We start from the raw sequence: 23,480 nt of genomic DNA on the forward strand, positions 1-23,480 counted from the left end.
TTTCCGTAACAATGATGTTAAGACGTGAAACCAACACTGAGGGGACAGGCCGAATAATCTTTTTCTGCGTCTCACAGGCTGCTTCTCGCAACTTGACTAAACGACCTGATGGCGGCTCACGTCTGAGTGCCATTTCTTACTATATACATGAAAAATAGAATAAAAAGACCTCTAAACAAGAGGTCTAAACAGGCGGAAACATGAGGACGATATATTTACAAATCTTTACTCTTTAATGTTCCACGGAGCATTTTCAACAATGGAAGCGATATACTCCAGATTAGAGTTCAACCTTCGTAATTCAAGCACTTTCAGTGCATCGATGGCTTTATCGGCGCTTACTGTTCCATTTTGAGTTAGTACTTGAATATCTCTTTTCAAATTATCCGTTTCTATTTTCGTTAATGACATGCTGGCCTCTCTACTTTTTGTATATATAGTGAAAAGTTACCGACAACGCCGACAAACCGACAATTGAAAAAATTATGATTATTAATCAGTGATATATGATGTTAAATCGTTGTCGGTTAATTGTCGCTCAATTTTTTGATGCCTCTAAAATTACAAAATTACTTTTATATTTCATATGGATATAGTTTTATTCCTATTGTCGGTTTTCGACAATGCCACTTATAAACTCTCTCATGCGTCTCTGAATCCTTTTGCCTGCCAAAAAAGAAAGTTTTTCTTCTGGCAGGTGCTTTGTTTTAAGTCCAACAATGAAAACGACAAACCGACAACGTACCGACAAACATTTAACATTTTAGTATATTGATTTATAATATATTTATATAACCATTGTCGGTTTGTCGGTGTTGTCGGTCAGTTTTACGCGTATAGAGAATTTATTCTTCCATCTCATCAGCAGAATACATCAGCACATAATACTTACGGGGTGAGCCGTTGTGCTTCATGCCCTGTACCTTAAAACCGCCATTTGTGGCCTTTCTCAGCATCCCTGATTCAGCCAACACCCGCGCGAACATCTTCGTATCGAACGTTTCTGATACCTCATTCTCGAACACATCAGGGAATGTGTAGAAATGGATAATACCGCCATTATTGGGGATATCGCTGGTATCTTTTCGGTAGCCAGCAAGGTTAGAAATAATGGCATGATCATAGGTGTACGGTTCTGGTGCGTACCGGCTCAATCCGAAGCGGTCTAAAAATGCCTCGGCTTGTTCCCGTATCTGTTGGTGCTCCTTATTGGCAGTGCCGAATTCAGCTACCCACGCATTAAAGCAGTGCTGAATTGCGTCTCTGCTTTCCTGTTCTGTCCATCCGGTAAGGTGTGTCGCGGCGATTAGTGCCCCTTCCAGAATAGCGAACCGTTCAGCTACGCGGGGCAGTTGTGCCCCTGCGCCTTTGGGGATCAATCCATTCCAGCGGATTTTGGCTTCCTCAATGGTGTTTCTGGTCGCTTTTTGATGTTGGGTCAGATACTCACACCATGCCCGCCCAATAGCCCCGTGATTGTCAGCAATGGCTTTTTCAATTGCCTTAGCGTGTTCTCTGGCATCCTGATAACCATGTAAAACAGTCGGGCTACTGAATGGAATATTCAGCAACCGGACAAGCTGGCCTGCTTTCAGACGTTTGCCCTCACTTCTGACAAATGTATCAAGATCGACCTCGCCAGTGCTGATAGCAATCGTTTTAAACTGGAGAATGTCACGGTTTCCGCCATTTCTAGCACCCTGCAATTTCCCTTTACCGTTAAACAGGGCATAAGATGCATTAGCCACATCTTTAACCGATGAACCTTGTCCGACCTCATCAAGGGGTAACAGGTTGTTATTATGGGCGGCAGCTTCGTTAATCAGCCCTAATGTCGTTGCAAACCACGTTAAGCGCATGGCGGAGGGTTCACCAAAGACACTACAGCCCACACTTTGTGCCGTGGTTTTCCCTGCGGTGCTCTGGTCGTAGAAGTGAACGCCAAAACCATCATCACGCAGCAAGCCGATAACAGGAGAGGCCAGCGCGGAAGCAATAGACAGCATCATAAAGGGATTACCTTTCGCCAGTTTTGCCACGGAGTCACGCCAGCTTTCCGGCGTTCCTGCTACGGTATACCCCCGTATTGATGACGTTCTGCCACAAAAGATAACGGATTTCTCTGGATTGCCGATCACTTCACCGGTTGGGAAGATGTAAGCCCCATGCTGCCAGCCTGTCGAGTGGGTAATATGCCAGTCAGTCTTTTTAGCACAACGTTGTAACCAATCCGATAGCGTGTGACGTAAAAAAGGTTTAGTGGCAATATTCAGCCCCGCCGCTTTGAGCTGTCGCCAGCCTTCATTTGCACCAACATCACCTGTTTTCACTGCCTCAGTGTAAGTTGTCCCGTCCTCCTCCCACTGGATAATAAGATAAAATTCAATATCGTCACGACCACGTCCGATCACCTTCATGGAATCACTGAGCCATTGCTCATGGTTGATAATTTCCCCACTCTCTTTGTCCACCTTTGGCGTGACGTAATAAATTCCGTTTTTACGCTCATCAATAAAGGGCTTTAATGGATCACGCTCTTTCGCCCGGTGTTCGTCCAGATTAATGACTACTGATTTTGATACTGACATATTCGCTCCCACCTGATACAACCCCTTACTAAACGCCTGCTTTGCTGCCTCAATGCCGTGACGCTGGCGATAATCGTCCCAATCAGCCTTATGTTCTGTCGGCGGTAATGTGATCCACCCGTCAATAGCTTTCGCTGTTTTCTCGGCTGCTATCTTGCCGACGTTCTTCTTGGGTTTGCCTCTGTCGTCTAATTCGCCCAATTCATGCCAATCATTATCAGCCGCCAGAATGATTTTTGCTGTCGGCCACCGCTCTCTCACCAGTCCGGCAACCGCCGATAAATTGCCCTCATCCAGCGCAGCCAGCACCAAGCCCTCATGCAATTGACTGACGGTTAAGGCCGTTGCATAGCCCTCAGCAATAATGATCGTGTCCGGCGTTCCGGTGATGGGCGATAAGGGGATAAAACTCCCCTTTTTCTTCGAGCCGGGCACAAAGCGCTTTTCACCACTCGGCTTAATGACCTGAGCACCGGTGATTGTGCTGTCCAGTGCCTGAATGACCAGCACTAAAGAGCCATCTTTCAATAATCGCTGATCGGGGCATGGCAGCCCCTTTTTGGTCAGATAGTCGGATTGTCCGATAGTAGCCTGAGCCACCAGCTTGTTCACTTTCTCGGCTATCGGAGGAGCCTCCGATTTTGGAGCCTCCTTTCTGGCGGGCTTGGGTTCTGGTAAGGGAAGCAATAAAGCATCAGAAACCATCTTTGTTGCCTCAGTGATCGTTATCCCTTTGCTTCTTACCAGTAAATCAAAGCCATCGCCGTGATTCGGGTTATCACACTGGCGGCAATGCCAGTCACCGTTACCGTGGTCATCCATGAAGTGAAAGCGATCAGTACCGCCACAGATGGGGCAAGCGCCATGCTTACCCTTTGCCGGAACATCCACCCCACAGGCAGACAACAAACCTTGCCATTGCCCTTGCGCCGCTGCTTTCACCGACCGAATATCAATATGGCTTACCATTTTGGGAATCCCTCGCGGTGATGGATTTCAAACTGGGCGTTTTGTTCCGTGTCGTTCAGCGCTTCGGCAATTCGGGGTAGGTACATCAGGGCTTCACCGATACGGCGTAAATCCTCCCTTGCCTGACGATTGTCATAGTTTTCGTTATCGGCTGACCAGAAAGCCATTTCCCCCATTGCAGACATTGCCGCCATCACGCTACTCAATGCCCCTTCGGAGTTTTTGCGCAGATCTTTGAGTTCTTCGGTGCTCAGATCATTAAAGCTGGTGCGTACCAAGTGGTTATAGATATCAGACATGATCAGGCTCTCCCTGCGTAGGTGTATTCTTTAGTGAATCGGCTTAATGGCATGATGCACGGGGTGTGATAACCATCACGGACAAAGGTCACACGGTTAAAGGCCACTAATAGCACCTGTACGGCTTCCCCGTTCTTGTGGGTGTAATAGTCATGAGGTTCGGGGTTACGCATGGTTCACTCCCTGAACGGTAGACATATCGCTACAGTTGAAAGGGGTATCGATACCGATATCCCATGCTTGACGGGAAACGAATATCAGGGAAGAGATGCCAGCCAGTAGACGGGCTTCTCCTTCACTGTCCGCTAGTACAGTAATCAGGCGCACAGGGTGAATATCCACCAGCCGTTGAGTGCCAGATGCAATTAGGAATGTAAATTTAAGGCGAGTTTGGTTATGCTGTGGTGTATCCATAGCGTAAGACTCCTTTACGTTTTTGGTTAGCCCTCGTCTGGTACTGTGAATACCATTCGGGGGCGTTCTTTTTTCTACTGTCACAAACTTAAGGTGTGCACCACTATAGCCATGAAATGCGGTATGCGTCAACACTATTATTTTACTTTTTTTAATGTATACTGTGTACCACCATTTAATAGTGAGGTCACATATGGCAACAGCAGACGTAAACAATAAATCACAAAAATTGGTAGCACGTGTTCCACACGAAGTTGTTGAGTTAATGGAAATGACAAGAGAAGCAGGTGAAAGTACAGGTAAATATATTGTTGCCGCTATCAAAACAGAGGCCAAACGCCGCCAACGCAAAGCCAAAGCATCATCTGAGCAATAATTAACCAAACCTCTTAAAGAGGGTAGCCTAACTGCCTCTCTTAAAAGGGTGTAGATAACTAATTGATTTATCTCATGATGGAAAGAGCCATCATCCCAAAGGGTAGCATTCGCCGTGCTATCCTTTTCTTTTTGTGACTGACTAAATGACAGTCGCAAAGTTTGTGCTCCACTAAGTGAGGTGCTCAAATTACAAGCAGACTGCATATTTGCAGCTTGATTAAATATCAATGAGTTACTGAGTTGTCCGAAAATATTCGCATACCCATCAGCGAAATATTTCTTCGATTGGAACTGAGCGCAAAGTTTCGCTGAGTGACCAGCCAAAGTGAGGACTACGGTATTCTTCGAGGTCACTGAGTTAATGACCTCGGCAATAGGACTCCTTAACCTCAAGGAGTCACCAGACATAACGATCATCATTCTGCCTCTTCCAAAAGGTCAGGCTGGTATGTTCTCCAAAGCTCCCTTCCTTCTTTGTTTAAGCTGGCTAGCTCTCCCTTGCATGATTGAAGATCGCGCCCACGCTGAGACGCAATTGCTTTGTATTCGTTCTGTCGTCGTGTGAAGTCGTTCAGCGCAGCAAATGGCACACCGTAGGAACCTGTTTTGCGAATGGACGGAATCACATCACGAAATACCCAATTAGCGAACCGATAGGCGAATGTTCCTTGCTTGGTGGCCTTGCGGCTACGGGTGATTAGCTTATAAAACCCAGATTCAGAAATAACACCTCTATTAGGGTTTCCCTGAATACCGTAGGTTAAAGCTACGGTATCTTTTTCATCCAAATCGAGAGCTTTTAAAGCATCACGCGAGTTAACTATTCCCAGTGCGTCACAAACATCTTTTGCAATAAACCACGGTTCATTATTAATTTTAATTATCTGTACCTGTATGCCTTCAAATTTAATAAATGAGATATCCGCTGGATCAACTTTTAAAATATCCTTTTTTTTGTTTTCAGCGTGAGCGAGTCCCTGACCATTTAAGGCCACATTTTTAGATGTCATCGTTTTACCCTGTCTTAATTAATTTGATTTTCGGCTATAGGGGTTATTTACGTTCTCTACTGTTGGCGGGTTACGTACCCACCACAAAACATCACTTAATAACCATGCGCAGGAATTACGCCCAAAATGACAGCGAGGCGGAAATAAACCTAATCCCTCTAATTTATGGCAATAGCTACGAGAAATACCGGATATTCTTTCTCGTTCCCTTTCTCTTATTCGCCTTTCACTTTCGCCGTAAGCGGAAAGAATATATTTCCGCTGTTCGTCGGTGGGTAATATAAATTTTGTCATTACATCACCTCGCGTTCTTTTTACTATCCACCCAATTTCTTATTTCTTGTGCGTCGAAAACAGTAATTCGCGGGGTTAGTTTTATTGGCTTAGGAAAATCGGGATCTTTAGCTCTTCTCCAAACAGTAGCTTCGCTAACTGATAAAAATTGAGCAACATTTTTAATACGGACATTACCACTCTCAGGAAAGCTATTTGTTTGTTTTATCATGCTATTGCCTGTCTATGAATGAAAGTACATGCTCTTATAGTATGGGTAAATAACCAGCGTTTCCAGCGAGTCTGGAATCTTTTGAAAGATATGTATGTTCCAGTGATTTATTTAAATTCCAGTGAAAGATTTAATTTGTTGTGTTCTCCGTACAAATCAAATAATTAGGTTTATCTATTCAAGATATAAGTGATTGTTAATGATGGGTTATGACCATGCGTGAACACCCATGAACATCGATGAGCAACGATGGGTAATATATATCAATATTTGTCACGAGGAGGTCAGAGTGATGTCAGTACATGCCAAGTAACATCCATATGCTTCTAGGCACTTATAAGTCTCTAATCACAGGTTTTTTTAACAAAATGAGATTGCATGAATCTATGTGAAACGTCATGAAACGGAATGAAATAGAGTAAAATGGTGAGATAAAGAAGCCGCTAGCATTGCGGCTAAAAAGTCTATTTTATATAGTTAATCAAATAGTCAATGCAGTTATTAGAGTCGCCTATTTTTTTATAAATGGTTGATCTTGATAATCCATTTAAGGGAATTCCTTTTTCGTCTGCTAGTTTGCATAGGTCATTATGTATTGTTGAGATTTGAGGCTTTTCTACAGTTCCATATGAGTGACCTACCTTTTTAGCAAGGAGTTTCACTAGTAACCCAAGTAGTACCTCGGTGTTTGCTTTTTCGTCTTCTTTGCGGTGCATTCCTCTCTGATTTTTACTTAGTTCTACCCCCTTGGCTAATAACTCCTCTCCTCCCAATTTTGACAATATTTCTTTTCCGTTATTTTTGTTAGCAATTGTGGCAACTGCTTTTAAACACCGATCTTTAATTGGTTGAGGAGTTAATTCTTCATCAACTAAGAGATAGGCTAAAGCAAACATATGATCTGCGTTATGTAACTGAGAATTTCCTCCACCAAATAATCCAGATGTTTTTATTATTTTTCCAATGTAAGGGTGATAAATATCATAAGCCAATTTCTTATCTGAGGGGATTTCTTCTGTTCTTAAGTCTGGATTTAGTCCACATAATAATAAAGATAATTGCTTTGTATTTAAGGCTGGAGTTTTTGCCTCTCGTTCAAATATTCCTAATTTAATAAAGCTGACCACGTTATTTCCTCGTTACATTTTTATTTATTGGAGTCACGTTGTAATTGTTTCCATTTTCTAATGACACTAACAAATTACACCATTGAGATAATGCCACTTTACGTTCATCAAAATAATCATGTCGGTTATAGATACCTTCGACACCCTTTATGCGATGATTCAAACAGCGTTCAGCCACAAACGGATCAACACCTAACGCGGCTAAGTGGGTTCTGGCGGTTCGTCTAAAGTCGTGGATAGTGAAGTTAGGTATGTTAACAGGTAATGCGCGTCTGACTTTGGCAAGTGCAACGGGTAGGGTAGTTTCCTGAATATGAGGGATCATGCGATGTTGCATTTTTCTTGCTGGCAATACGTATTGACTACCACAGGCCATTGGCTTTAATTCCATGAACCAATCGATAACTTGCGGACATAGAGGAATATCTACTGCATCACCATTCTTACTTCGTTCTGCTGGGAAATGCCAAACTCCATTAGCAAAATCAAACTCCTCCCAACGAGCGGCGCATAACTCCATTTTGCGTAAGCATAGAGCTAGTAATATCTTAAAGCTGATTTCATTCTGACGGCTGATTGTGGACGTTCTGAATGCCCTCAGCACAATGATTAGTTCTTCTCTGGTTAGCCATCTATCGCGTGATACCTCTTTCCCACCAGCATCAGCAACCTCGAATGCTGAACAGGGATTTACATCAATGATTTGACGCCTGATACCGTAATCAAATATACGTCTGACCCATCGTAGAACATCTGTCGCTATAGTTGGTGCACCTCTGTCAACAATGCTCTTTAGCATTTCATCAATATGACGGGGTTTAACATCTTCAATATTCATATCACCAATGCGCGGGTTAATATCCTTATCGATACGTCTACGCAATATGTCGGGATGTTTCCAACGAGGAAGTATCTGTCGTTCGAAGTATTCGGCTGCTAAATCTGAAACTTTGATAGCATTTTTTTCAGCCTCAATTTTTGCCAGTGCCTCAGCTTTACGCTCTTGTTTCTCCATAGCAACGTCGTAGCCCAGTGATACGCGGGCTGATAGCTCTCTGGTGAGTTCTCGTGCTTTAGCTAGTGATAGATCAATGTATGAACCTATCAGGACGGCACGACGCTTTCCGGCAAATTTATATCTAAATCGCCAAACAGGATGCTGATAATTTTCTCTATAGCATAAATATAAGCCGTTACCGTCGGCTCTACCTTCGAATCTCTCTCCTGATTTTATCCATGCTCTGATCTGCTTGTCTGTGAGCTTTGGCATTGAGTTATCTCCTACGGCTAGAGTGGGTACACCTAAAATGGTTTTAACTAGCTAAGGTGTACACCTAGGTGTACCCGATAATCATGCGCTATTGTGATTCTTTGTGCAACCTTATGATAGAACAAAAGCCAGTAATAACTTGTATTATCTGGCTTTTTGATATTTTGTGAGTCTTTATGAAACACTATTCAATATTTTGAATTTGCTCGCGCATTTGCTCAATCAGTACCTTCAGCTCAATCGCAGAATTTGTTACATCCGCATTAATTGATTTTGAAGCCAATGTATTCGATTCGCGGTTAAATTCCTGCATCATGAAATCCAGTCGGCGGCCGACGGCTTCTTTTTTCTTCAGGATATTACGTGTTTCTTTGACATGGGCATCCAGACGATCCAATTCTTCTGCTACATCAATACGTTGAGCTAATAAAATTAGCTCTTGCTCAAGTCGATTATTATCTAACTGAATTTGTGCTTCTTCCAACTTGGTTTGTAGACGCTCGCGCTGCCATTGTAGGATTGCTGGCATTTGTTCTCGGACTTTAGTCACTTCCACAGTTACTGCATCCAAACGCTGCTCAATCAATGATTTGAGCGCTTGTCCTTCGGTTTCACGACTCTGGATAAAAGAATTTAGCGTCAGATCTAATTCTGCTAATAATTGTGCACTGATGGTATCTAAATCCTGCTCTTCGGCAGACATTACGCCTGGCCAGCGCAGGATATCTACTGGATTAATTTCACCTTCATTACTCTGTTGTTTAACCCAGCTTGCTGCATTAACCAGTTGTTTTGCTAGCTTTTCATTCAGGAGCAAGGAATTTTGGCTAAGGGTATTCAATTCAAAACGCAGGTTACATTCTACTTTGCCGCGCGTCAGGCGGGAACGAAGGCGCTCACGGATGACAGGTTCAAGGCTTCTGAATTGCTCTGGCAGGCGAATATAGGTTTCTAAGTAACGCTGATTGACGGAACGCAGTTCCCATGCTGCATTTCCCCAACCTCCTTTAATATCTCGCCGTGCAAAAGCAGTCATACTACGGATCATAATTCGTTCCCAATGTATAAAATGATGTGCGGATTATAGCGTCCCATGTAGATGCAGGATAGGCATTCGCCGCTTTAGGCCGTATAATGCGCCCCCAATAATATACGAACAACGGAGATCACACTATGAGCTTAGTAGGAAAGCGTCCAGCAGGAAGGTCAGCAGGGCAGGTGCGTCCTATTAAAATGACCCGTCATTACACCAAACATGCGGAAGGCTCTGTTATGGTGGAATTTGGGGATACCAAAGTGTTATGTAATGCCTCCGTTGAAGAAGGCGTTCCCCGTTTCCTGAAAGGCCAGGGACAGGGGTGGATCACCGCCGAATACGGCATGTTGCCACGGGCGACTAATAGCCGTAATGCGCGCGAAGCTGCCAAAGGCAAGCAAACAGGCCGCACGATGGAAATCCAACGCCTGATTGCACGTTCATTACGTGCTGCCATCGATTTGAAAAAACTAGGAGAATTTACCATTACGCTGGATTGTGATGTGATTCAAGCGGATGGTGGCACTCGTACTGCAGCTATTTCTGGTGCTTGTGTGGCACTGGTCGATGCCCTAAATAAGCTGGTTGCGGAAGGCAAATTGAAAGAAAGTCCACTGAAAGCGATGGTTGCGGCAGTATCTGTTGGTATCGTTGAGGGTGAAGGACGTTGTGATCTGGAATATGTCGAAGACTCTGCGGCTGAAACTGACATGAATATCGTCATGATGGATGACGGCAGAATGATTGAAGTACAGGGCACGGCAGAAGGTGAACCGTTCAGCCATGATGAGTTGCTCTCACTACTCTCATTGGCAAAAGAGGGATTGGAAACGATTTTCAAAGCGCAGCGAGATGCGTTAGAACAAGACCTATTAAAATAATAAATAAATCAGGCGGCTGAAGAGTCGCCTTTTTTATGCCTGCAATTTACCTGTAATAAGTAGTAATAAATAACAGAAGATCTAAAGAGGAGAAACTCCAATGAAAGCCTATCAGCGCGAATTTATTGAACTGGCACTGGAAAAACAGGTGTTGAAATTTGGCGAATTTACGCTGAAATCTGGTCGCAAAAGCCCATACTTTTTCAATGCAGGCCTGTTTAATACTGGACGTGACTTGGCGTTGATTGGTCGTTTCTATGCGGCAGCACTGCTAGATAGCGGAATTAAGTGCGATTTACTGTTTGGGCCAGCTTACAAGGGTATCCCGATTGCGACAACTACCGCAGTGGCATTGGCTGAACATCATGATATCGATATGCCTTATTGCTTTAACCGCAAGGAAGCTAAGGATCATGGTGAAGGTGGATCGCTGGTTGGTAGTCCTCTGCAAGGTAATGTTGTCGTTGTGGATGATGTCATTACCGCAGGTACAGCGATTCGTGAGTCGATGGAAATCATTAAGCAGCACAGAGCAACGCTATCTGGTGTGATTTTGTGCCTGGATCGTCAGGAACGTGGACGTGAAACGCTTTCAGCGATTCAAGAAGTTGAACGTGACTACCATTGCCAAGTCTTCTCCATCATTACCTTAAATGATTTGGTAAGTTATTTGCGTGAAAACCCAGAGATGCAATCTCACTTGGAAGCGGTAGAAGTTTATCGTAAAGAATACGGTATTTGATGGTCAGTAATTTGGGGTGAGCAAAAAAAATCCCTCGCCCAAGGATGGGCGGGGTGAGTAGTAGAAATGGCATCTATGCTATATGGTAAGGATTGCGGCAATGACGCCATTATTAAGTCACTTAGTAGTGAACTCAATGAGCTGGGACATGTTAACACAACTCATAAAAAATCCGCACGTTATCATTCACTGTATAAGGATATAAACTTAGCAAAATCCGCCGTAAACCCTCGCCCAGTGCGGGCGGGGATATAAGGCAAAAGCCCAAAGGGCTTTAAAACACGTCACTCCGGCGTATTTTGGCTGGCAACGTAGGCTTTAAGCGTTTCTATCGTTGCCCCTCCAGCGCTACAGACGAAGTACGATCTTGACCACAAAAGTCCCGTTTTACTTTGCGTCCGCAAATGCGTATTTTGCTGGCGAAGCAATCGGGAATAGACGGATTTTAAATTATTCACCAAGATGCTTACCGCGAGTTTCGGGGGATAAGCGACCAACAAATGGACGTGATCTTGCTCACCATCCATCTCAATAATGTCGCATTCGAGTTTTATTGCTGCTGAAATAAAAGCCTCCCGTAGCTGTTCAATCATGCGCCCATCGAAGAGTTTCCGGCGATACTTTGTCGTGAATATCAAGTGAACAATGAGTTTACTGACACTGTGTCGTTTTCGGAGAAAACCATCGAGCGATTCATTGTGCATACTCAATAGAAATATTCCTGTTATCTGTTATTATGATTGAACTATACCAATGAGCGCTGACAATGTTAAGAGCCACAAAAGTCCGCATTTATCCCACTCCCGAACAGGCTGAATATCTTAATGGCCAGTTCGGTGCCGTGCGTTTTGCGTATAACAAGGCTCTGAATATTAAAAAACACAGCTATAAACGTCATGGGGTAAGTTTAAGCCCCCGTAAAAATCTGAAGCCGTTACTGGCAACAGCGAAGAAATCACGTAAATATGCGTGGCTCAAAGCGTATGATTCCATTGCGTTACAGCAGGCGATCATTAACCTAGATACCGCTTTTTCCAACTTCTTTAATCCGAAGTTGAAAGCCCGTTTTCCCACGTTTAAACGCAAACACGGAAAACAATCCAGTTATCACTGTGTGGGCGTGAAGGTGTTGAATGATGCCATAAAAATTCCCAAGCTGACGCCGATAGAAGCCCGTATCCACCGAGAAATCAAAGGGGAAGTGAAAAGTATTACCCTGTCACGAACGCCAACCGGAAAATACTTTGCTTCCCTTCTCTGTGCCGATGGCAAAGAACCCCCCGTACCGCCTGATATGATCGATGCCGATAAAAGCACCGGATGTGACCTTGGGTTAACTCACTTTCTTATTCGCTCAGATGGCAGGAAGCAGGTCAATTCGCGCTATTTAATCCGTGCCAGTAACAACTTACGGCGCAAGCAGAAATCCCTGTCGCGAAAACGAAAAGGCAGTAAAAATCGGCATAAAGCGCGTTTACAGGTAGCCAAATGCCATGAAAAAGTGGTGAATGCCCGCGGAGATTTCCAGCATAAATTGTCCCGACAACTTATTGACGAAAACCAAGCAGTGATAGTCGAGACACTGAAAACGAGCAATATGCTCAAAAACCGCAGGCTTGCCCGCCATATAGCGGATGCAGGATGGCACAGTTTTGTGACGAAGCTCGAATACAAAGCTAAAGAAGCGGGAAAACATCTGGTCAAGCTTGACCAGTGGTATGCCAGTTCGAAAACTTGTCATTGTTGCGGACACAAAGAATCGGAAATGCCGTTAAGCCAGCGATACTGGATGTGTCCAATGTGCCATACGGAGCATGACAGAGATATCAATGCTGCATTGAATATCAAGCAGCAAGGTTTATTTGAATTAAAGGCGGCGGGTCTCGTCGTCTCTGCCCATGGAGGCCAGCGTCAGACTTGTCACGCACAAGCAGCGGCCTGTGAAGTGGGAAGCCTCGCCCGATAGGGCGGGGAGCAGTCACGATGTGGCAATAAACTATTTTCGTGGGGGATTATTGCAGTTGGGTCAATATCAATGGCCAGCGTACTTCAAATTCAGTTGTCGGGCGATAGCGAAATTCAGAGCGAACAAAACGGGAGAGCATCCCTTCACAAAACGCCAGTAACTGTGATGCTAACACGGATTCGCCATAAGTGAATCCTTGCCCATCACGGATTTTTCTCTCTTTTAAAATTTGGCGAAGTTGCATTTCAATTCGCTCAAATAGCTGGTTGATGCGATTTTGCAATCTGTCTTGTTCGAACATTAGGGCATGGCCGGTCATGATACGGGTCAGTCCCGGATTTCTTTCTGCAAAACCCAAAATAAGGACAAGGATTAACCGAATGCGTGTGATAGTGTCCTTTTCATCTTGCAGAATCAGATTGATACGTGAAATTAAAGAATCTTCAATAAATTCAATCAAGCTGTCAAACATCCTGGTTTTGCTCGGAAAATGACGGTAAAGGGCTGCTTCAGAAACACCAACGTTTGCGGCAAGTTTTGCAGTAGTAATGCGTTGACTACCATCACTGGATTCCAGCATGTGTGCCAGTACCTGCAAGATTTCCTCACGTCTATTTTTCTTTTTTGTACGTTCTTTTTCTGCCATATTTGGTAAGACCCCTGCTAAAACTGCAAAACAAATCCAGCTATTTTTTGCCACAACGTTATTTTTGCCAAAAGCCATTGCTGTCAAAAACATTGTGGGCAAAAAATATGAAAATCGATTGACGGTATCAGGCCTTATGGAGGGTTATTGACGACCGGAATGGCCAAATCCACCACTGCCGCGCTGGCTCGTTTCAAAATCTGTCACTAAATTAAATTCAGCTTGTACAACGGGTACAAAAACCATTTGGGCGATGCGTTCACCTGGTTCGATGGTGAAAGTTTTATCACCACGGTTCCAAACTGAAACCATCAATTGTCCCTGATAATCCGAATCGATAAGTCCTACCAAATTGCCCAGAACAACGCCATGTTTGTGGCCCAGACCAGAGCGAGGGAGAATAACTGCCGCCAATTGTTCATCTGCAATATGGATAGCAATCCCAGTTGGCAGAAGTTCAGTTTGGCCAGGAGCCAATTCCACTGCATTATCCAGACAAGCACGTAAATCTAAACCCGCGGAACCAGGTGTAGCATAAGTCGGTAAAGGAAATTCTTGCCCGATGCGGGGATCAAGGATTTTAACGTCGATTTTTTTCATCATAGCGTTTGAATATCTCGTCTAATAAGCGGTGGCTGAGTTGTAATTTACCACTGTGGGGTAACTGAACACTACCATCATGCCAGAATAGATGTAATGCGTTAGTATCACTGTTGAAGCCATGTCCGGCCAGGGATACATCATTTGCGCAAATCAAGTCCAGATTCTTCTGCTTGAGTTTTCCGCGGGCATATTCTTCCACATTCTGGGTTTCGGCTGCAAATCCAACGACAAATGGACGATTTTTTTCCATGGATGCAACGCTCGCTACAATGTCAGGATTTTTCACCAGTGTAAATGTGATTTCATCACCTTGCTTTTTGATTTTCTCTGTTGAGATTTGCTTGAAACGATAGTCAGACACGGCAGCGCAACCGATAAAGATATGCTGTGAAGCTGCGGTAGCTTGAACTTGTTCATACATTTCCAGGGCACTACTGACATCAATGCGTTTAACGCCTTGTGGGGTGGGTAAATTAACGGGGCCGGTAATTAATGTCACCTCAGCACCACGTTCTGCTGCTGCTTGTGCGATGGAGAAACCCATTTTACCGGAGCTATGATTGCTGATGAAACGGACGGGATCTAAGGCTTCACGGGTTGGTCCTGCGGTAATAGCGATGTGTAGACCAGAAAGGGTTTGCTTGGTGTTGAAATGGTGTATTGCCCGTTCGACAATCGCCATCGGTTCCAACATTCTCCCTGGCCCAACATCACCACATGCCTGGCTGCCTTCATCTGGGCCCCAAATTAATACATTACGCTCTTTCAGTACCTTCAGGTTATGTTGGGTAGCCTGTGCACGGTACATTTGTTGGTTCATTGCCGGTGCAACAGCAATAGGTACTGCGGAAGCCAAGCAGATTGTGGTGACTAAATCATTTGCCATGCCTGCGGCCAGGCGAGCAAGCAGATCTGCGGTGGCGGGAGCGAGAATAATTAAATCAGCCCATTTTGCCAGTTCGATATGCCCCATAGCTGCTTCGGCGGCGGGGTCTAGAAGATCATCTGAGACGGGATGACCAGATACTGCCTGTAAGGTCAGTGGAGTGATGAAAGCTTCTGCCGCGGGAGTCATGACAACACGTACTTGGGCATCACGATCACGTAAGCGTCGTACCAGTTCGGCAGTTTTGTAAGCGGCGATCCCTCCGCTGATTCCGAGGACTATCTGTTTACCAGAAAGTGAATTATCAGAAAGTGGTTTGCCGGAAAATCCTGTCATTTTGATTGTCCAGATTTAAGTTGCAATTCCCTAAGATTCTATCACAAGAAAATACTGCGTTGAGAACCACCCCTATTTAGACAGCCAAAAATAGCAAGTTTGCGAAGCGCAGCGCAAGCCTCGCAAGTCGAACTGGCGATGATTTTTTAGTCATGGAATAGTGAGTGCGTAAATATAGGTGCATGAATATATAAATGCATAAATAGAGTGGATATAGCGGGCGAATATTGATTGATAGTACCCATCGTTATGGGGGGGACTATAGGGCAAGGAATTATAACAAGGGATATTGAAAAGGGGAGGGGCATTATGGATTTAACAGTGATGGAAAGAAACGATGAATTGCATTTAATAAATCTTCTTCCCCGGGAGAAATTATTGGCTTACGGAGCTGTTTCCCTAACGGATGCGGAGTTATTGGCTATCTTTTTACGAACAGGAACCAGGGGCGTTCCTGTCGTACAAATGGCAGAATATCTGCTGAAATCATTTGGCTCGCTTTATCACCTTCTATCAGCGGATTACGCGGACTTTTGTGCACATAAAGGCATGGGACAATGCAAGTATGTCCAATTGCAGGCGATATCTGAATTGGCAAAACGGTTTTTTTCCAGTCAATTTATCCATGAAGATATCATGAGCAGCCCCACGATGACTCAGGGTTATTTGCAGGATTTATTATCTTGGCAAGATCGGGAAATATTTGTGGTATTGTTTTTAACGAACCAAAATAAAGTTATCTGTCATGATGAAATGTTTAAGGGAACAATAAACAAAGTTGAGGTTCATCCGCGTGAAATTGTGAAACAGGCGGTTAAAGTGAATGCAGCATCGATTATTCTTGCTCACAATCACCCTTCCGGCAATCCAGAGCCTAGTTTGGCAGATAAATTGGTGACAGAAAAAATTATTGGGGCTTGTGACTTGGTTGGCGTTAAAGTTTTGGATCATATCGTCATTGGTAAGAAATCTTGTGTCTCATTTATGGAAAGAGGTTGGATTTAATACGGTTTTTTCGCGATACGATCAGATCTTAGTTGTTCGGGACTTGAGCATCAGCGAATGAGGGCGTATACTACGCCACCTTTGAGGATCTTGGGTTTGGCGAGAAGAGCCTATCTCAGTAAGTTTTTTTGCTGGGAAAATGTGAGTCTTTTCGGTGACGTTCTTTTTCAGTAACATCTTTTCAATAAAGAGAGTTTGCTGAGATGGGCTCCTAAGCCTGACGAGGCGGTCACACCCAATACAAAGCTCGAGCTGATTTGATTTTTGGAGAATAGACATGTCCCGAGTCTGCCAAGTTACTGGCAAGCGTCCGGTGAGTGGTAACAACCGCTCCCACGCACTAAATGCGACTAAGCGTCGTTTTCTGCCTAACCTGCACTCTCACCGTTTCTGGGTTGAGTCTGAGAAACGTTTTGTAACTCTGCGTGTATCTGCCAAAGGTATGCGTGTGATTGACAAAAAAGGTATCGACACAGTTCTGGCTGAACTGCGTGCCCGTGGTGAGAAGTACTAAGGAGCTGAAAAATGGCTAAAGGTATTCGCGATAAAATCAAGCTAGTTTCTTCCGCTGGTACAGGTCACTTCTATACCACTACGAAGAACAAGCGTACTATGCCTGAAAAACTGGAAATGAAAAAATTCGATCCAGTTGTTCGTCAGCATGTTATGTACAAAGAAGCTAAAATTAAGTAATTTTAGTGAATTATAAAAAGCCCAGCATCATGCTGGGTTTTTTTATATCTGTTGATAATGTCACTGTAGCTTATTTTTAAATTGGGTTACGTGTGTAGACCTATACATTGTTCAGTTATACTACCGTTTTTTCAATTATAAACCGTCAGGTGTAGCGCTAAAATGGTTAGAAAAACCTTGAATATCTTACATACAGAATCATCGTGTGGCTGGGGAGGACAGGAAATTCGTATCCTGACAGAATCTCAGGGCATGATACAGCGCGGGCACCATGTGGTTATCGTTTGTTGTCCAACTTCAACCCTTTACCGTGAAGCCCATCATTATGGTGTACCTGTTGTTGCGCTCCCAATTGAAAAAAAACGTCTTTCTTGTCTTCGGGCAATGCGTCATTGGCTAAAAACAGAAGGTCGTCAGTTCGATGTAATCAATACCCATAGTTCTACTGATTCTTGGCTGGTGGCTGCGGCATGTGCCACATTAAAAGGTATGCCTCCGATAGTCCGAACCCGTCATGTTTCGACTCATGTTTCAAAATCCATTGCGACTCGTTGGCTGTATTTGCACGCTGGTCAGCATATTGTGACAACGGGGGAAAAACTACGCCAATATTTGCATGTACATAATGATTATCCTCTATCTCATATGACCTCTGTGCCGACAGGGATCGATTTGTCACGTTTTCATCCTGAAAGCAAATCCTTAAGCCGTCAGCGTATTGGCATCAAAGATAAGCCAACACTGGGTATTGTTGCCACAATGAGAACGTGGAAAGGCCATCGCTACCTGCTTGATAGTTGGAAAACTCTCCATCAACGTTATCCTGATTGGCAATTGCTGTTCGTAGGTGATGGTCCCCAGAGAAAGAATTTAGAGCCGCGAGTTCAGCAAGAGGGACTGGCAGAAAGTATCATCTTTCTTGGTAATCGTCAGGATGTTCCTGATTGCTTAAATGCCATGGATATCTTTGCCTTACCTTCGTTTGGTAATGAAGGTGTACCTCAAGGTATCATGCAGGCAATGGCATGTGGATTGCCTGTTGTGTCTACATCGGTGGGTGCGATTACAGAAGCTGTAATTGAGGGCGATACAGGGTATATTATCGAACCTAAAAATGTTGAGCAATTAACAGAAAAGTTAGATTTATTAATGCATGATGCAGGGCTGCGTTTACAAATGGGAGAGGCTTCACTACGACGGGCAACTCATTTATTTGGTATGGATAATATGTTAGAAAAAATGGAATCTATTTTTTATTCTAGTATGAAAAGCACACGGTGATATTTCGTTTATATCATTTTTATCCATAGTGAGCATAATAATCGATATTTTTGTTAATTGTTTGGGATTTAATTTGTTTTTTTGTGGTTCTGTTGTGTTTATTAACCGTAAATAGAACATTAACTAACTTTGCTGTATAGTACCTTAAAAGCCAATCCTTGGATTGATAATTTAATATTCATTATTATGCAACCCCAAAATATTTTAATCATCAATATCGCCCGTTTTGGTGACACCTTACTAATAACCCCGGTTATTCGTGCCCTGAAAGAAAAATGGCCAGATGCAAATATTGATATATTTGTGCATAAGAAAACAAAAGAAATCCTTGAAAATATCGATTTAATTAATCAGTTGAAAGTTTTTTCAAAAGGCAAAGCTAGATGGTGTGGTTGGTTTTCTCGTCGGAACTATGATCTGGCATTCGTCTATGGCCATGATAAATCCTTATTGCAATATGCCAAACGTGTAGCAAATTTGACCGTTTATTTTTCAGATATTTCTAGCAAAAAATCAAATGAATATGCTGTTGCAAGACCTAGAGAACTTATGCCTGCACAACAGGAAAGAGCGCTGTTAATTGATGCACTTGGGATTGAAGTGAGTAATTGGCGTTTGCAGTATAATGTAAGTGTGTGTGAAGCGGAGTATGCCAGAGATTTTCTTCAACGGCGAGGGATAGAACGACAATTGAGAATTGGTTTTCAGTTACAAAGTTTCCCTGCAAAAGCTTATCGTGATTGGCCTGTAGAACATTTTTACCAATTAGCTCAACATATTTATCGTGATTATCCGCATGCGCATATTTTGCTGTTGGGCAGTAAAGATGGTGAAGAGAGTGCGCGAATGCTGGCTGAGAAATTGGGCACAAACAGGTGCTCATCATTGGCGGGTAAGACTACGATGCGGCAAAACGCGGCAATCATGAGTCAACTTAATTTGTATGTAGGCGTTGATACTGGAACAACTCATCTGGCCGGAGCCTTAGGGATACCAATGGTTGCTCTGTATCACAGTTTTCACCCAGGGCATTTTCTCGCACCTCAACAACATCCCAAATTAGTGGTAATTGAACATCCGGTAGATTATAGACAGGCAACTCGTCAAGATACAATGTCAGCAATATCGGTAGATCAAGTCTGGTATTCTGTTCAGAATTTGCTGGAAAATGAATGAAAGGATAATGAATCCCAATGAAGATAGGATTTATCGATGTTACTGTTACCATGTCGTACGGTGGCATTCAAACCGCTGTTTGGGAGTTAGCCAAGGCGCTGACAGATGAAGGACATGAAGTCCATATTTTCGGTGGTATTGGTGATGTTCGGACTGCATTAGGCGGAAGAAATATCCATATTCATACTTTCCCATTTATCCCTAGAGAGAGTGTGCTTAACATTGGACGTCGCTTCCAACGCATTGTTGAACGTTATTCTTTTGCTCGTCATGCCCGTGCAACAGTTATTGCTGAAAATTTTGATTGGGTGATTTTAACCAAACCTTTTGATTTTTTCTGGCCCCGAATCATGCCTGAAACATCCCGTACCCAGTTTTGCTATATGAGTGGTGGAACCAGTTTTTTTAAAGGAGATCGGGTATTGGCTAAGAAAATATCTGCATGGGTTGCATGTAGCCATTTTAATGCTTGGCAGATTCAGCATCATTTCAAGCAATTTCCGAACATCATCTATAATGGGGTTGATATTGATAAATTTAAACCAGTTGACTCGGATGTCCGAACTCGATTGGGTATCAATGAGAAAACGTTCCTGTTAACGTTTGCTGGCAGGTTAGTTGGCTGGAAAGGCATGAAAGTCGCCATTAATGCAATGGCTTTGCTGCGGAACAAGGATGTAAAATTATTGATTATTGGTAAAGGTGAAGACTTGAAATCTCTTGAAAAGCAAGCCTCTGCTTTGCAGCTGGAAAAATCCGTCATTTTTCACCCACCAGTTGGTCACGATCAATTACCTGAATTTTATGCTGCGGGTGATGCCGGTATTTTCCCCAGTATTGGTGATGAGGCATTTGGTATTACTATTGCAGAAGCGATGGCGTGTGGGCGTCCTGTGATTGCCAGTTATATTGGCGGAATACCGGAAGTGGTTGGCAATGAAGGTAGTGCTGGTATTTTGGTGACACCGGGTGATTCTGTGGCTATTGCTGAAGCAGTGAATCATCTTTTATCCTTGCAGGATAGAGGAGAAAAGATGGGGAAATCTGCCCGCCAAAGGATTGAAACGATGTACACTTGGGAACATTCTGCTAGCCGTTTATTGAACGCCATAAAAAAATAATGAAAATTGCGTATATTGATCCTTATCCTGTACCTGATTATCGGGTTGCGTCGCTGCAAATTTTGCAGAATGTAGACGCTTTTGCTCGTCAGGGGCACTGTGTTTACTTGATTACCCCAAAAGGCCAAAGTCAAGTTGAGGAAATTCTTGGCAGGTCGTTACCACCCTACGTAAAGCTAATTGCCCTACACGACATACGTAGAAAATGGTATTTCCCGCTCAATACTCAGAAGCTGTTTTATTTGCAGGCTTCGCGCTGGCTTAAAGAGCATCAAGTTGATGCCCTTTTTACCCGCAATATTAAAATGGCGAATTACCTGTTATGTAATCATCCAGATATCCCTCATTTCTTTGAAAGTCATGAAGTATTTTCTCAGTCGTTTAGAGAATCCCATGATTTGCTCAATCGTAGAAACCAACGTAAATATCATAAAATAAGAAAAATTGAACAACAGGTTTACGCTAGCTCTAAGGTTGTTTTTGCCCTGACTTCGCTATTACGAGAAGATATTTATAAGCAATATAGTGTCAAAACACCGATTGTTGTGGCCCCCGATGGGGTTGATATGCTGGCGGTTGAATCTGCCAAGCAGATGCTTGTTGGCAGCGATTACAACAGTAAGCTTCCTAAAAAAGTGCTTTATTTGGGCAGTTTACATCGTTGGAAAGGTATCCCAACGGTAATGAAAGCTATGTCTTATCTGGATAACGTTGAACTGAACATTGCCGGTGGTACCACTGAACAAATTGAGCGATTGCGACAGACTGCTGAACAGATTGGTGTAAGTGATAAAATTAGTTTCCTTGGTTTTGTCCAACCCAGAAAACGCTTTCAGGTTATTGCTGATAGTGATATTTGTGTCCTGCCATTGACGAAAACCAGTATTGGTAGCCGCTATACCTCTCCTCTCAAGCTTTTTGAATATATGGCTATGGGTAAGCCTGTAGTTATTTCTGATTTCCCTTCCATTCGTGATGCTGTTGATGAAAATGCAGTAAATTTTGCTGATAGTGAAAATGCAGAGAGTTTTGCCGAACAGATTCAATGGCTGATTAATCATCCCGCCGAAATGATGGCGAAAGTTGACTATTCTCAACGGCTGGTTGTAGAGCGTTTTAACTGGGATCAGCGTGCGCAGTTAATTATGGGCGTGATAGCAGAAAAATTATTCCAGTAATCTACTGATCTTACCGGAAATATGTAAATTCAGCCCATATCATTCATTGCCTATGGGCTGGTATTTTATCGTTTAGTTTATCATCTTATCGGTTGTTTTCTTGTATAGCGCAATCATTAAACCAAATAAGATACCTATCTGATTAATATAGGCATTTTCAAAAGCTCCTCTGACAATAAACACGCCAATAAAAGCAGACAGAAGGATAAGCCCAACTTGTCGGATAATACCTTTATGTTGGCGTATGATTTGCCCTCCAGCTAATAGAGCTGAAAATGTCATCAATAATGTTGTTATTAAACCAAGGATGCCAGCCGAAAACCAGAATGATAAGAAGACATTATGTGGACCAATCGAAGTTCTGAATGTCCAGTCAGGATAATCGGCTACACGGCTATTATAGACTTGATGATAAACTTTATTACCAAAGCCATAGCCTTTGATTGGGTTTTCCATGATTAGTGACCATGCAGAACCTTGAGTACCGTTATGATAACGATAACTACTGTCTGTTTGGGTGAGTTTATGCAGCAGTAACTGGGTATCAGGGTTAGAAGCCATTGTCCAGTGTGTGACACCCACTAGTAATCCCAAACATATTGCAGTTGCAAGGGTGAGTTTCCACTCTCTGTTAAGCACAATGATAAATACAGTAACGACTGCAACGGCAACCCAGGCTCCGCGGGAAAGTGTCCCAAGAAGTAAAAATAAGCTAATTGCTGAGGCAGTAATCAATAGTAACCAATTCAATAGAGAATGTTTTTTCCATAACGCCCAGGTACATAGCAACACGGGGAAATAGAAAATAAAACCGTAAGAAAACTCACGGTGATTGAAATTAGTAAATGGCATTTCACCAGTAGCATGGTAGCTGATGATATATTTCGCAATATCTGCCAGTGAAATAGCGGTCATTCCGATAATAAATGCAATCAGAATCATTTTCGCAATATGCTCTTTACTCTCTTGGTAGAGCACTATCGGGAAAGTAAAACTGAATAAAAGTAACCCATTTAAGATGGGTTTGTTCAATTCCTTGAAACTCAATGCAGGATCAATAGATATTCCTACAGAGTAGAACATCGCCAGAACGAACAGTAATAGGGATAAAAATAAGTGGTTACTCAGCGAATTGATGACTTGGCGAAAATCTTTTATCAGATAATAAAGTGCGGTTATACAGATAAGAATCATGACAAGATTTTTGTATCTTGTGATATCTGGTAGATAAACAAGAATAATATATAGCCCAACAAGGGATAAATTCCATAAGGATTTTTTGTTGTGACAGATGTTAAATATATTTTTTATAAGCATAATGAATAATCTATTTTCTTATACTATCCAATCAAATCTGGCTGTAAATGATA

At 43.1% G+C, this 23,480-nt stretch carries 28 protein-coding genes; 12 read left to right on the top strand and 16 right to left on the bottom strand.

Annotation, left to right across the window (positions count from 1 at the left end):
- Positions 1-225: 225 nt before the first annotated feature.
- From Xentx_RS04160 to Xentx_RS18705, 5 genes are all read right to left on the bottom strand, one after another.
- Complete coding sequence (locus Xentx_RS04160; protein WP_074019017.1) at positions 226-411, bottom strand: hypothetical protein; 186 nt, start codon at positions 409-411, stop codon at positions 226-228.
- 434 nt (positions 412-845) lie between these two features.
- Positions 846-3,557, bottom strand: coding sequence for a DUF927 domain-containing protein (locus Xentx_RS04165; RefSeq protein WP_074019018.1), 2,712 nt, complete (start codon positions 3,555-3,557; stop codon positions 846-848).
- The gene (locus Xentx_RS04170) at positions 3,551-3,856 is read right to left on the bottom strand and encodes a hypothetical protein (protein ID WP_074019019.1); all 306 of its coding nucleotides are present in this window, start codon (positions 3,854-3,856) and stop codon (positions 3,551-3,553) included. The genes Xentx_RS04165 and Xentx_RS04170 overlap by 7 nt, the downstream gene beginning before the upstream one ends.
- Before the next feature lie 2 nt (positions 3,857-3,858).
- Positions 3,859-4,029, bottom strand: coding sequence for a DUF4222 domain-containing protein (locus Xentx_RS04175; protein WP_074019020.1), 171 nt, complete (start codon positions 4,027-4,029; stop codon positions 3,859-3,861).
- Positions 4,022-4,405: a hypothetical protein gene (locus Xentx_RS18705; protein WP_139292428.1), complete on the bottom strand. Its 384-nt coding sequence runs from the start codon at positions 4,403-4,405 to the stop codon at positions 4,022-4,024. The genes Xentx_RS04175 and Xentx_RS18705 overlap by 8 nt, the downstream gene beginning before the upstream one ends.
- Positions 4,406-4,463: 58 nt before the next feature.
- Between Xentx_RS18705 and Xentx_RS04185 the strand changes: the two genes are divergently transcribed.
- Positions 4,464-4,646 carry a YlcI/YnfO family protein gene (locus tag Xentx_RS04185; protein WP_074019022.1) on the top strand — a complete coding sequence of 61 codons (183 nt, stop codon included), beginning with the start codon at positions 4,464-4,466 and terminating at the stop codon, positions 4,644-4,646.
- A gap of 418 nt (positions 4,647-5,064) precedes the next feature.
- Here Xentx_RS04185 and Xentx_RS04190 read toward each other — a convergent pair whose 3' ends face one another.
- From Xentx_RS04190 to Xentx_RS04215, 6 genes are all read right to left on the bottom strand, one after another.
- A complete protein-coding gene (locus Xentx_RS04190) occupies positions 5,065-5,658 on the bottom strand; it encodes a BRO-N domain-containing protein (protein ID WP_074019023.1) in 594 nt (197 codons plus the stop codon).
- A gap of 18 nt (positions 5,659-5,676) precedes the next feature.
- Positions 5,677-5,952 (bottom strand): helix-turn-helix transcriptional regulator, encoded by a 276-nt coding sequence (locus Xentx_RS04195; protein ID WP_074019024.1) that lies wholly within the window; start codon positions 5,950-5,952, stop codon positions 5,677-5,679.
- Positions 5,953-5,956: 4 nt separating this feature from the next.
- Positions 5,957-6,163, bottom strand: a complete 207-nt coding sequence (locus tag Xentx_RS04200) for a helix-turn-helix transcriptional regulator (RefSeq protein ID WP_074019025.1) — start codon at positions 6,161-6,163, stop codon at positions 5,957-5,959.
- Positions 6,164-6,627: 464 nt separating this feature from the next.
- The gene (locus Xentx_RS04205) at positions 6,628-7,290 is read right to left on the bottom strand and encodes a hypothetical protein (protein WP_074019026.1); all 663 of its coding nucleotides are present in this window, start codon (positions 7,288-7,290) and stop codon (positions 6,628-6,630) included.
- 1 nt (position 7,291) lies between these two features.
- Positions 7,292-8,560 carry a tyrosine-type recombinase/integrase gene (locus tag Xentx_RS04210; protein ID WP_074019027.1) on the bottom strand — a complete coding sequence of 423 codons (1,269 nt, stop codon included), beginning with the start codon at positions 8,558-8,560 and terminating at the stop codon, positions 7,292-7,294.
- Between the two features lie 184 nt (positions 8,561-8,744).
- Positions 8,745-9,608: a YicC/YloC family endoribonuclease gene (locus Xentx_RS04215; RefSeq protein WP_074019028.1), complete on the bottom strand. Its 864-nt coding sequence runs from the start codon at positions 9,606-9,608 to the stop codon at positions 8,745-8,747.
- A 125-nt stretch (positions 9,609-9,733) separates the two neighbouring features.
- Between Xentx_RS04215 and rph the strand changes: the two genes are divergently transcribed.
- The 3 genes from rph (at position 9,734) to Xentx_RS18710 (ending at position 11,474) form a co-directional block, all read left to right on the top strand.
- Complete coding sequence (rph, locus tag Xentx_RS04220; RefSeq protein ID WP_074019029.1) at positions 9,734-10,477, top strand: ribonuclease PH; 744 nt, start codon at positions 9,734-9,736, stop codon at positions 10,475-10,477.
- Positions 10,478-10,577: 100 nt separating this feature from the next.
- The gene (pyrE, locus tag Xentx_RS04225) at positions 10,578-11,219 is read left to right on the top strand and encodes an orotate phosphoribosyltransferase (RefSeq protein WP_074019030.1); all 642 of its coding nucleotides are present in this window, start codon (positions 10,578-10,580) and stop codon (positions 11,217-11,219) included.
- A gap of 66 nt (positions 11,220-11,285) precedes the next feature.
- A complete protein-coding gene (locus tag Xentx_RS18710; RefSeq protein ID WP_139292429.1) occupies positions 11,286-11,474 on the top strand; it encodes a hypothetical protein in 189 nt (62 codons plus the stop codon).
- Positions 11,475-11,503: 29 nt separating this feature from the next.
- On the opposite strand, the gene tnpA is transcribed toward Xentx_RS18710, so the two are convergent.
- Positions 11,504-11,923: an IS200/IS605 family transposase gene (gene tnpA / locus Xentx_RS04230; protein WP_415843297.1), complete on the bottom strand. Its 420-nt coding sequence runs from the start codon at positions 11,921-11,923 to the stop codon at positions 11,504-11,506.
- Between the two features lie 62 nt (positions 11,924-11,985).
- Here tnpA and Xentx_RS04235 point away from each other — a divergent pair, with 62 nt between their 5' ends.
- Positions 11,986-13,185, top strand: coding sequence for an RNA-guided endonuclease TnpB family protein (locus Xentx_RS04235; RefSeq protein WP_074019032.1), 1,200 nt, complete (start codon positions 11,986-11,988; stop codon positions 13,183-13,185).
- 46 nt (positions 13,186-13,231) lie between these two features.
- On the opposite strand, the gene slmA is transcribed toward Xentx_RS04235, so the two are convergent.
- From slmA to coaBC, 3 genes are all read right to left on the bottom strand, one after another.
- Positions 13,232-13,831 (bottom strand): nucleoid occlusion factor SlmA, encoded by a 600-nt coding sequence (gene slmA, locus Xentx_RS04240; RefSeq protein ID WP_074019116.1) that lies wholly within the window; start codon positions 13,829-13,831, stop codon positions 13,232-13,234.
- 144 nt (positions 13,832-13,975) lie between these two features.
- Complete coding sequence (gene dut, locus Xentx_RS04245; protein ID WP_074019033.1) at positions 13,976-14,434, bottom strand: dUTP diphosphatase; 459 nt, start codon at positions 14,432-14,434, stop codon at positions 13,976-13,978.
- Complete coding sequence (gene coaBC, locus Xentx_RS04250; protein ID WP_074019034.1) at positions 14,412-15,656, bottom strand: bifunctional phosphopantothenoylcysteine decarboxylase/phosphopantothenate--cysteine ligase CoaBC; 1,245 nt, start codon at positions 15,654-15,656, stop codon at positions 14,412-14,414. The genes dut and coaBC overlap by 23 nt, the downstream gene beginning before the upstream one ends.
- Positions 15,657-15,965: 309 nt before the next feature.
- On the opposite strand from coaBC, the gene radC reads away from it, so the two are divergent.
- The 7 genes from radC (at position 15,966) to Xentx_RS04290 (ending at position 22,110) form a co-directional block, all read left to right on the top strand.
- Entirely contained in the window at positions 15,966-16,661 is a 696-nt protein-coding gene (gene radC, locus Xentx_RS04255) for a RadC family protein (protein WP_074019035.1), read from the top strand.
- Between the two features lie 277 nt (positions 16,662-16,938).
- Positions 16,939-17,175 carry a 50S ribosomal protein L28 gene (rpmB, locus tag Xentx_RS04265; protein ID WP_038239873.1) on the top strand — a complete coding sequence of 79 codons (237 nt, stop codon included), beginning with the start codon at positions 16,939-16,941 and terminating at the stop codon, positions 17,173-17,175.
- An 11-nt stretch (positions 17,176-17,186) separates the two neighbouring features.
- Positions 17,187-17,354, top strand: coding sequence for a 50S ribosomal protein L33 (gene rpmG / locus Xentx_RS04270; protein WP_010847629.1), 168 nt, complete (start codon positions 17,187-17,189; stop codon positions 17,352-17,354).
- A gap of 162 nt (positions 17,355-17,516) precedes the next feature.
- Positions 17,517-18,635, top strand: a complete 1,119-nt coding sequence (locus Xentx_RS04275; RefSeq protein WP_074019037.1) for a glycosyltransferase family 4 protein — start codon at positions 17,517-17,519, stop codon at positions 18,633-18,635.
- 186 nt (positions 18,636-18,821) lie between these two features.
- Positions 18,822-19,811 carry a glycosyltransferase family 9 protein gene (locus tag Xentx_RS04280; protein ID WP_074019038.1) on the top strand — a complete coding sequence of 330 codons (990 nt, stop codon included), beginning with the start codon at positions 18,822-18,824 and terminating at the stop codon, positions 19,809-19,811.
- 17 nt (positions 19,812-19,828) lie between these two features.
- Complete coding sequence (locus tag Xentx_RS04285) at positions 19,829-20,932, top strand: glycosyltransferase family 4 protein (protein WP_074019039.1); 1,104 nt, start codon at positions 19,829-19,831, stop codon at positions 20,930-20,932.
- Positions 20,932-22,110, top strand: coding sequence for a glycosyltransferase family 4 protein (locus tag Xentx_RS04290; protein ID WP_074019040.1), 1,179 nt, complete (start codon positions 20,932-20,934; stop codon positions 22,108-22,110). The genes Xentx_RS04285 and Xentx_RS04290 overlap by 1 nt, the downstream gene beginning before the upstream one ends.
- Positions 22,111-22,182: 72 nt before the next feature.
- On the opposite strand, the gene rfaL is transcribed toward Xentx_RS04290, so the two are convergent.
- Positions 22,183-23,427, bottom strand: a complete 1,245-nt coding sequence (gene rfaL / locus Xentx_RS04295; RefSeq protein WP_074019041.1) for an O-antigen ligase RfaL — start codon at positions 23,425-23,427, stop codon at positions 22,183-22,185.
- Between the last annotated feature and the right edge of the window lie 53 nt (positions 23,428-23,480).

The organism is Xenorhabdus thuongxuanensis, from assembly GCF_001908095.1.
Taxonomy (GTDB): Bacteria; Pseudomonadota; Gammaproteobacteria; order Enterobacterales; family Enterobacteriaceae; genus Xenorhabdus; species Xenorhabdus thuongxuanensis.

Coding starts and splice junctions, on each gene's coding strand:
- Xentx_RS04160 (WP_074019017.1), bottom strand. CDS start 411: ATGTCATTAACGAAAATAGAAACGGATAATTTGAAAAGAGATATTCAA.
- Xentx_RS04165 (WP_074019018.1), bottom strand. CDS start 3,557: ATGGTAAGCCATATTGATATTCGGTCGGTGAAAGCAGCGGCGCAAGGG.
- Xentx_RS04170 (WP_074019019.1), bottom strand. CDS start 3,856: ATGTCTGATATCTATAACCACTTGGTACGCACCAGCTTTAATGATCTG.
- Xentx_RS04175 (WP_074019020.1), bottom strand. CDS start 4,029: ATGCGTAACCCCGAACCTCATGACTATTACACCCACAAGAACGGGGAA.
- Xentx_RS04185 (WP_074019022.1), top strand. CDS start 4,464: ATGGCAACAGCAGACGTAAACAATAAATCACAAAAATTGGTAGCACGT.
- Xentx_RS04190 (WP_074019023.1), bottom strand. CDS start 5,658: ATGACATCTAAAAATGTGGCCTTAAATGGTCAGGGACTCGCTCACGCT.
- Xentx_RS04195 (WP_074019024.1), bottom strand. CDS start 5,952: ATGACAAAATTTATATTACCCACCGACGAACAGCGGAAATATATTCTT.
- Xentx_RS04200 (WP_074019025.1), bottom strand. CDS start 6,163: ATGATAAAACAAACAAATAGCTTTCCTGAGAGTGGTAATGTCCGTATT.
- Xentx_RS04210 (WP_074019027.1), bottom strand. CDS start 8,560: ATGCCAAAGCTCACAGACAAGCAGATCAGAGCATGGATAAAATCAGGA.
- Xentx_RS04215 (WP_074019028.1), bottom strand. CDS start 9,608: ATGATCCGTAGTATGACTGCTTTTGCACGGCGAGATATTAAAGGAGGT.
- rph (WP_074019029.1), top strand. CDS start 9,734: ATGAGCTTAGTAGGAAAGCGTCCAGCAGGAAGGTCAGCAGGGCAGGTG.
- pyrE (WP_074019030.1), top strand. CDS start 10,578: ATGAAAGCCTATCAGCGCGAATTTATTGAACTGGCACTGGAAAAACAG.
- Xentx_RS18710 (WP_139292429.1), top strand. CDS start 11,286: ATGGCATCTATGCTATATGGTAAGGATTGCGGCAATGACGCCATTATT.
- tnpA (WP_415843297.1), bottom strand. CDS start 11,923: ATGCACAATGAATCGCTCGATGGTTTTCTCCGAAAACGACACAGTGTC.
- Xentx_RS04235 (WP_074019032.1), top strand. CDS start 11,986: ATGTTAAGAGCCACAAAAGTCCGCATTTATCCCACTCCCGAACAGGCT.
- slmA (WP_074019116.1), bottom strand. CDS start 13,831: ATGGCAGAAAAAGAACGTACAAAAAAGAAAAATAGACGTGAGGAAATC.
- dut (WP_074019033.1), bottom strand. CDS start 14,434: ATGATGAAAAAAATCGACGTTAAAATCCTTGATCCCCGCATCGGGCAA.
- coaBC (WP_074019034.1), bottom strand. CDS start 15,656: ATGACAGGATTTTCCGGCAAACCACTTTCTGATAATTCACTTTCTGGT.
- radC (WP_074019035.1), top strand. CDS start 15,966: ATGGATTTAACAGTGATGGAAAGAAACGATGAATTGCATTTAATAAAT.
- rpmB (WP_038239873.1), top strand. CDS start 16,939: ATGTCCCGAGTCTGCCAAGTTACTGGCAAGCGTCCGGTGAGTGGTAAC.
- rpmG (WP_010847629.1), top strand. CDS start 17,187: ATGGCTAAAGGTATTCGCGATAAAATCAAGCTAGTTTCTTCCGCTGGT.
- Xentx_RS04275 (WP_074019037.1), top strand. CDS start 17,517: ATGGTTAGAAAAACCTTGAATATCTTACATACAGAATCATCGTGTGGC.
- Xentx_RS04280 (WP_074019038.1), top strand. CDS start 18,822: ATGCAACCCCAAAATATTTTAATCATCAATATCGCCCGTTTTGGTGAC.
- Xentx_RS04285 (WP_074019039.1), top strand. CDS start 19,829: ATGAAGATAGGATTTATCGATGTTACTGTTACCATGTCGTACGGTGGC.
- Xentx_RS04290 (WP_074019040.1), top strand. CDS start 20,932: ATGAAAATTGCGTATATTGATCCTTATCCTGTACCTGATTATCGGGTT.
- rfaL (WP_074019041.1), bottom strand. CDS start 23,427: ATGCTTATAAAAAATATATTTAACATCTGTCACAACAAAAAATCCTTA.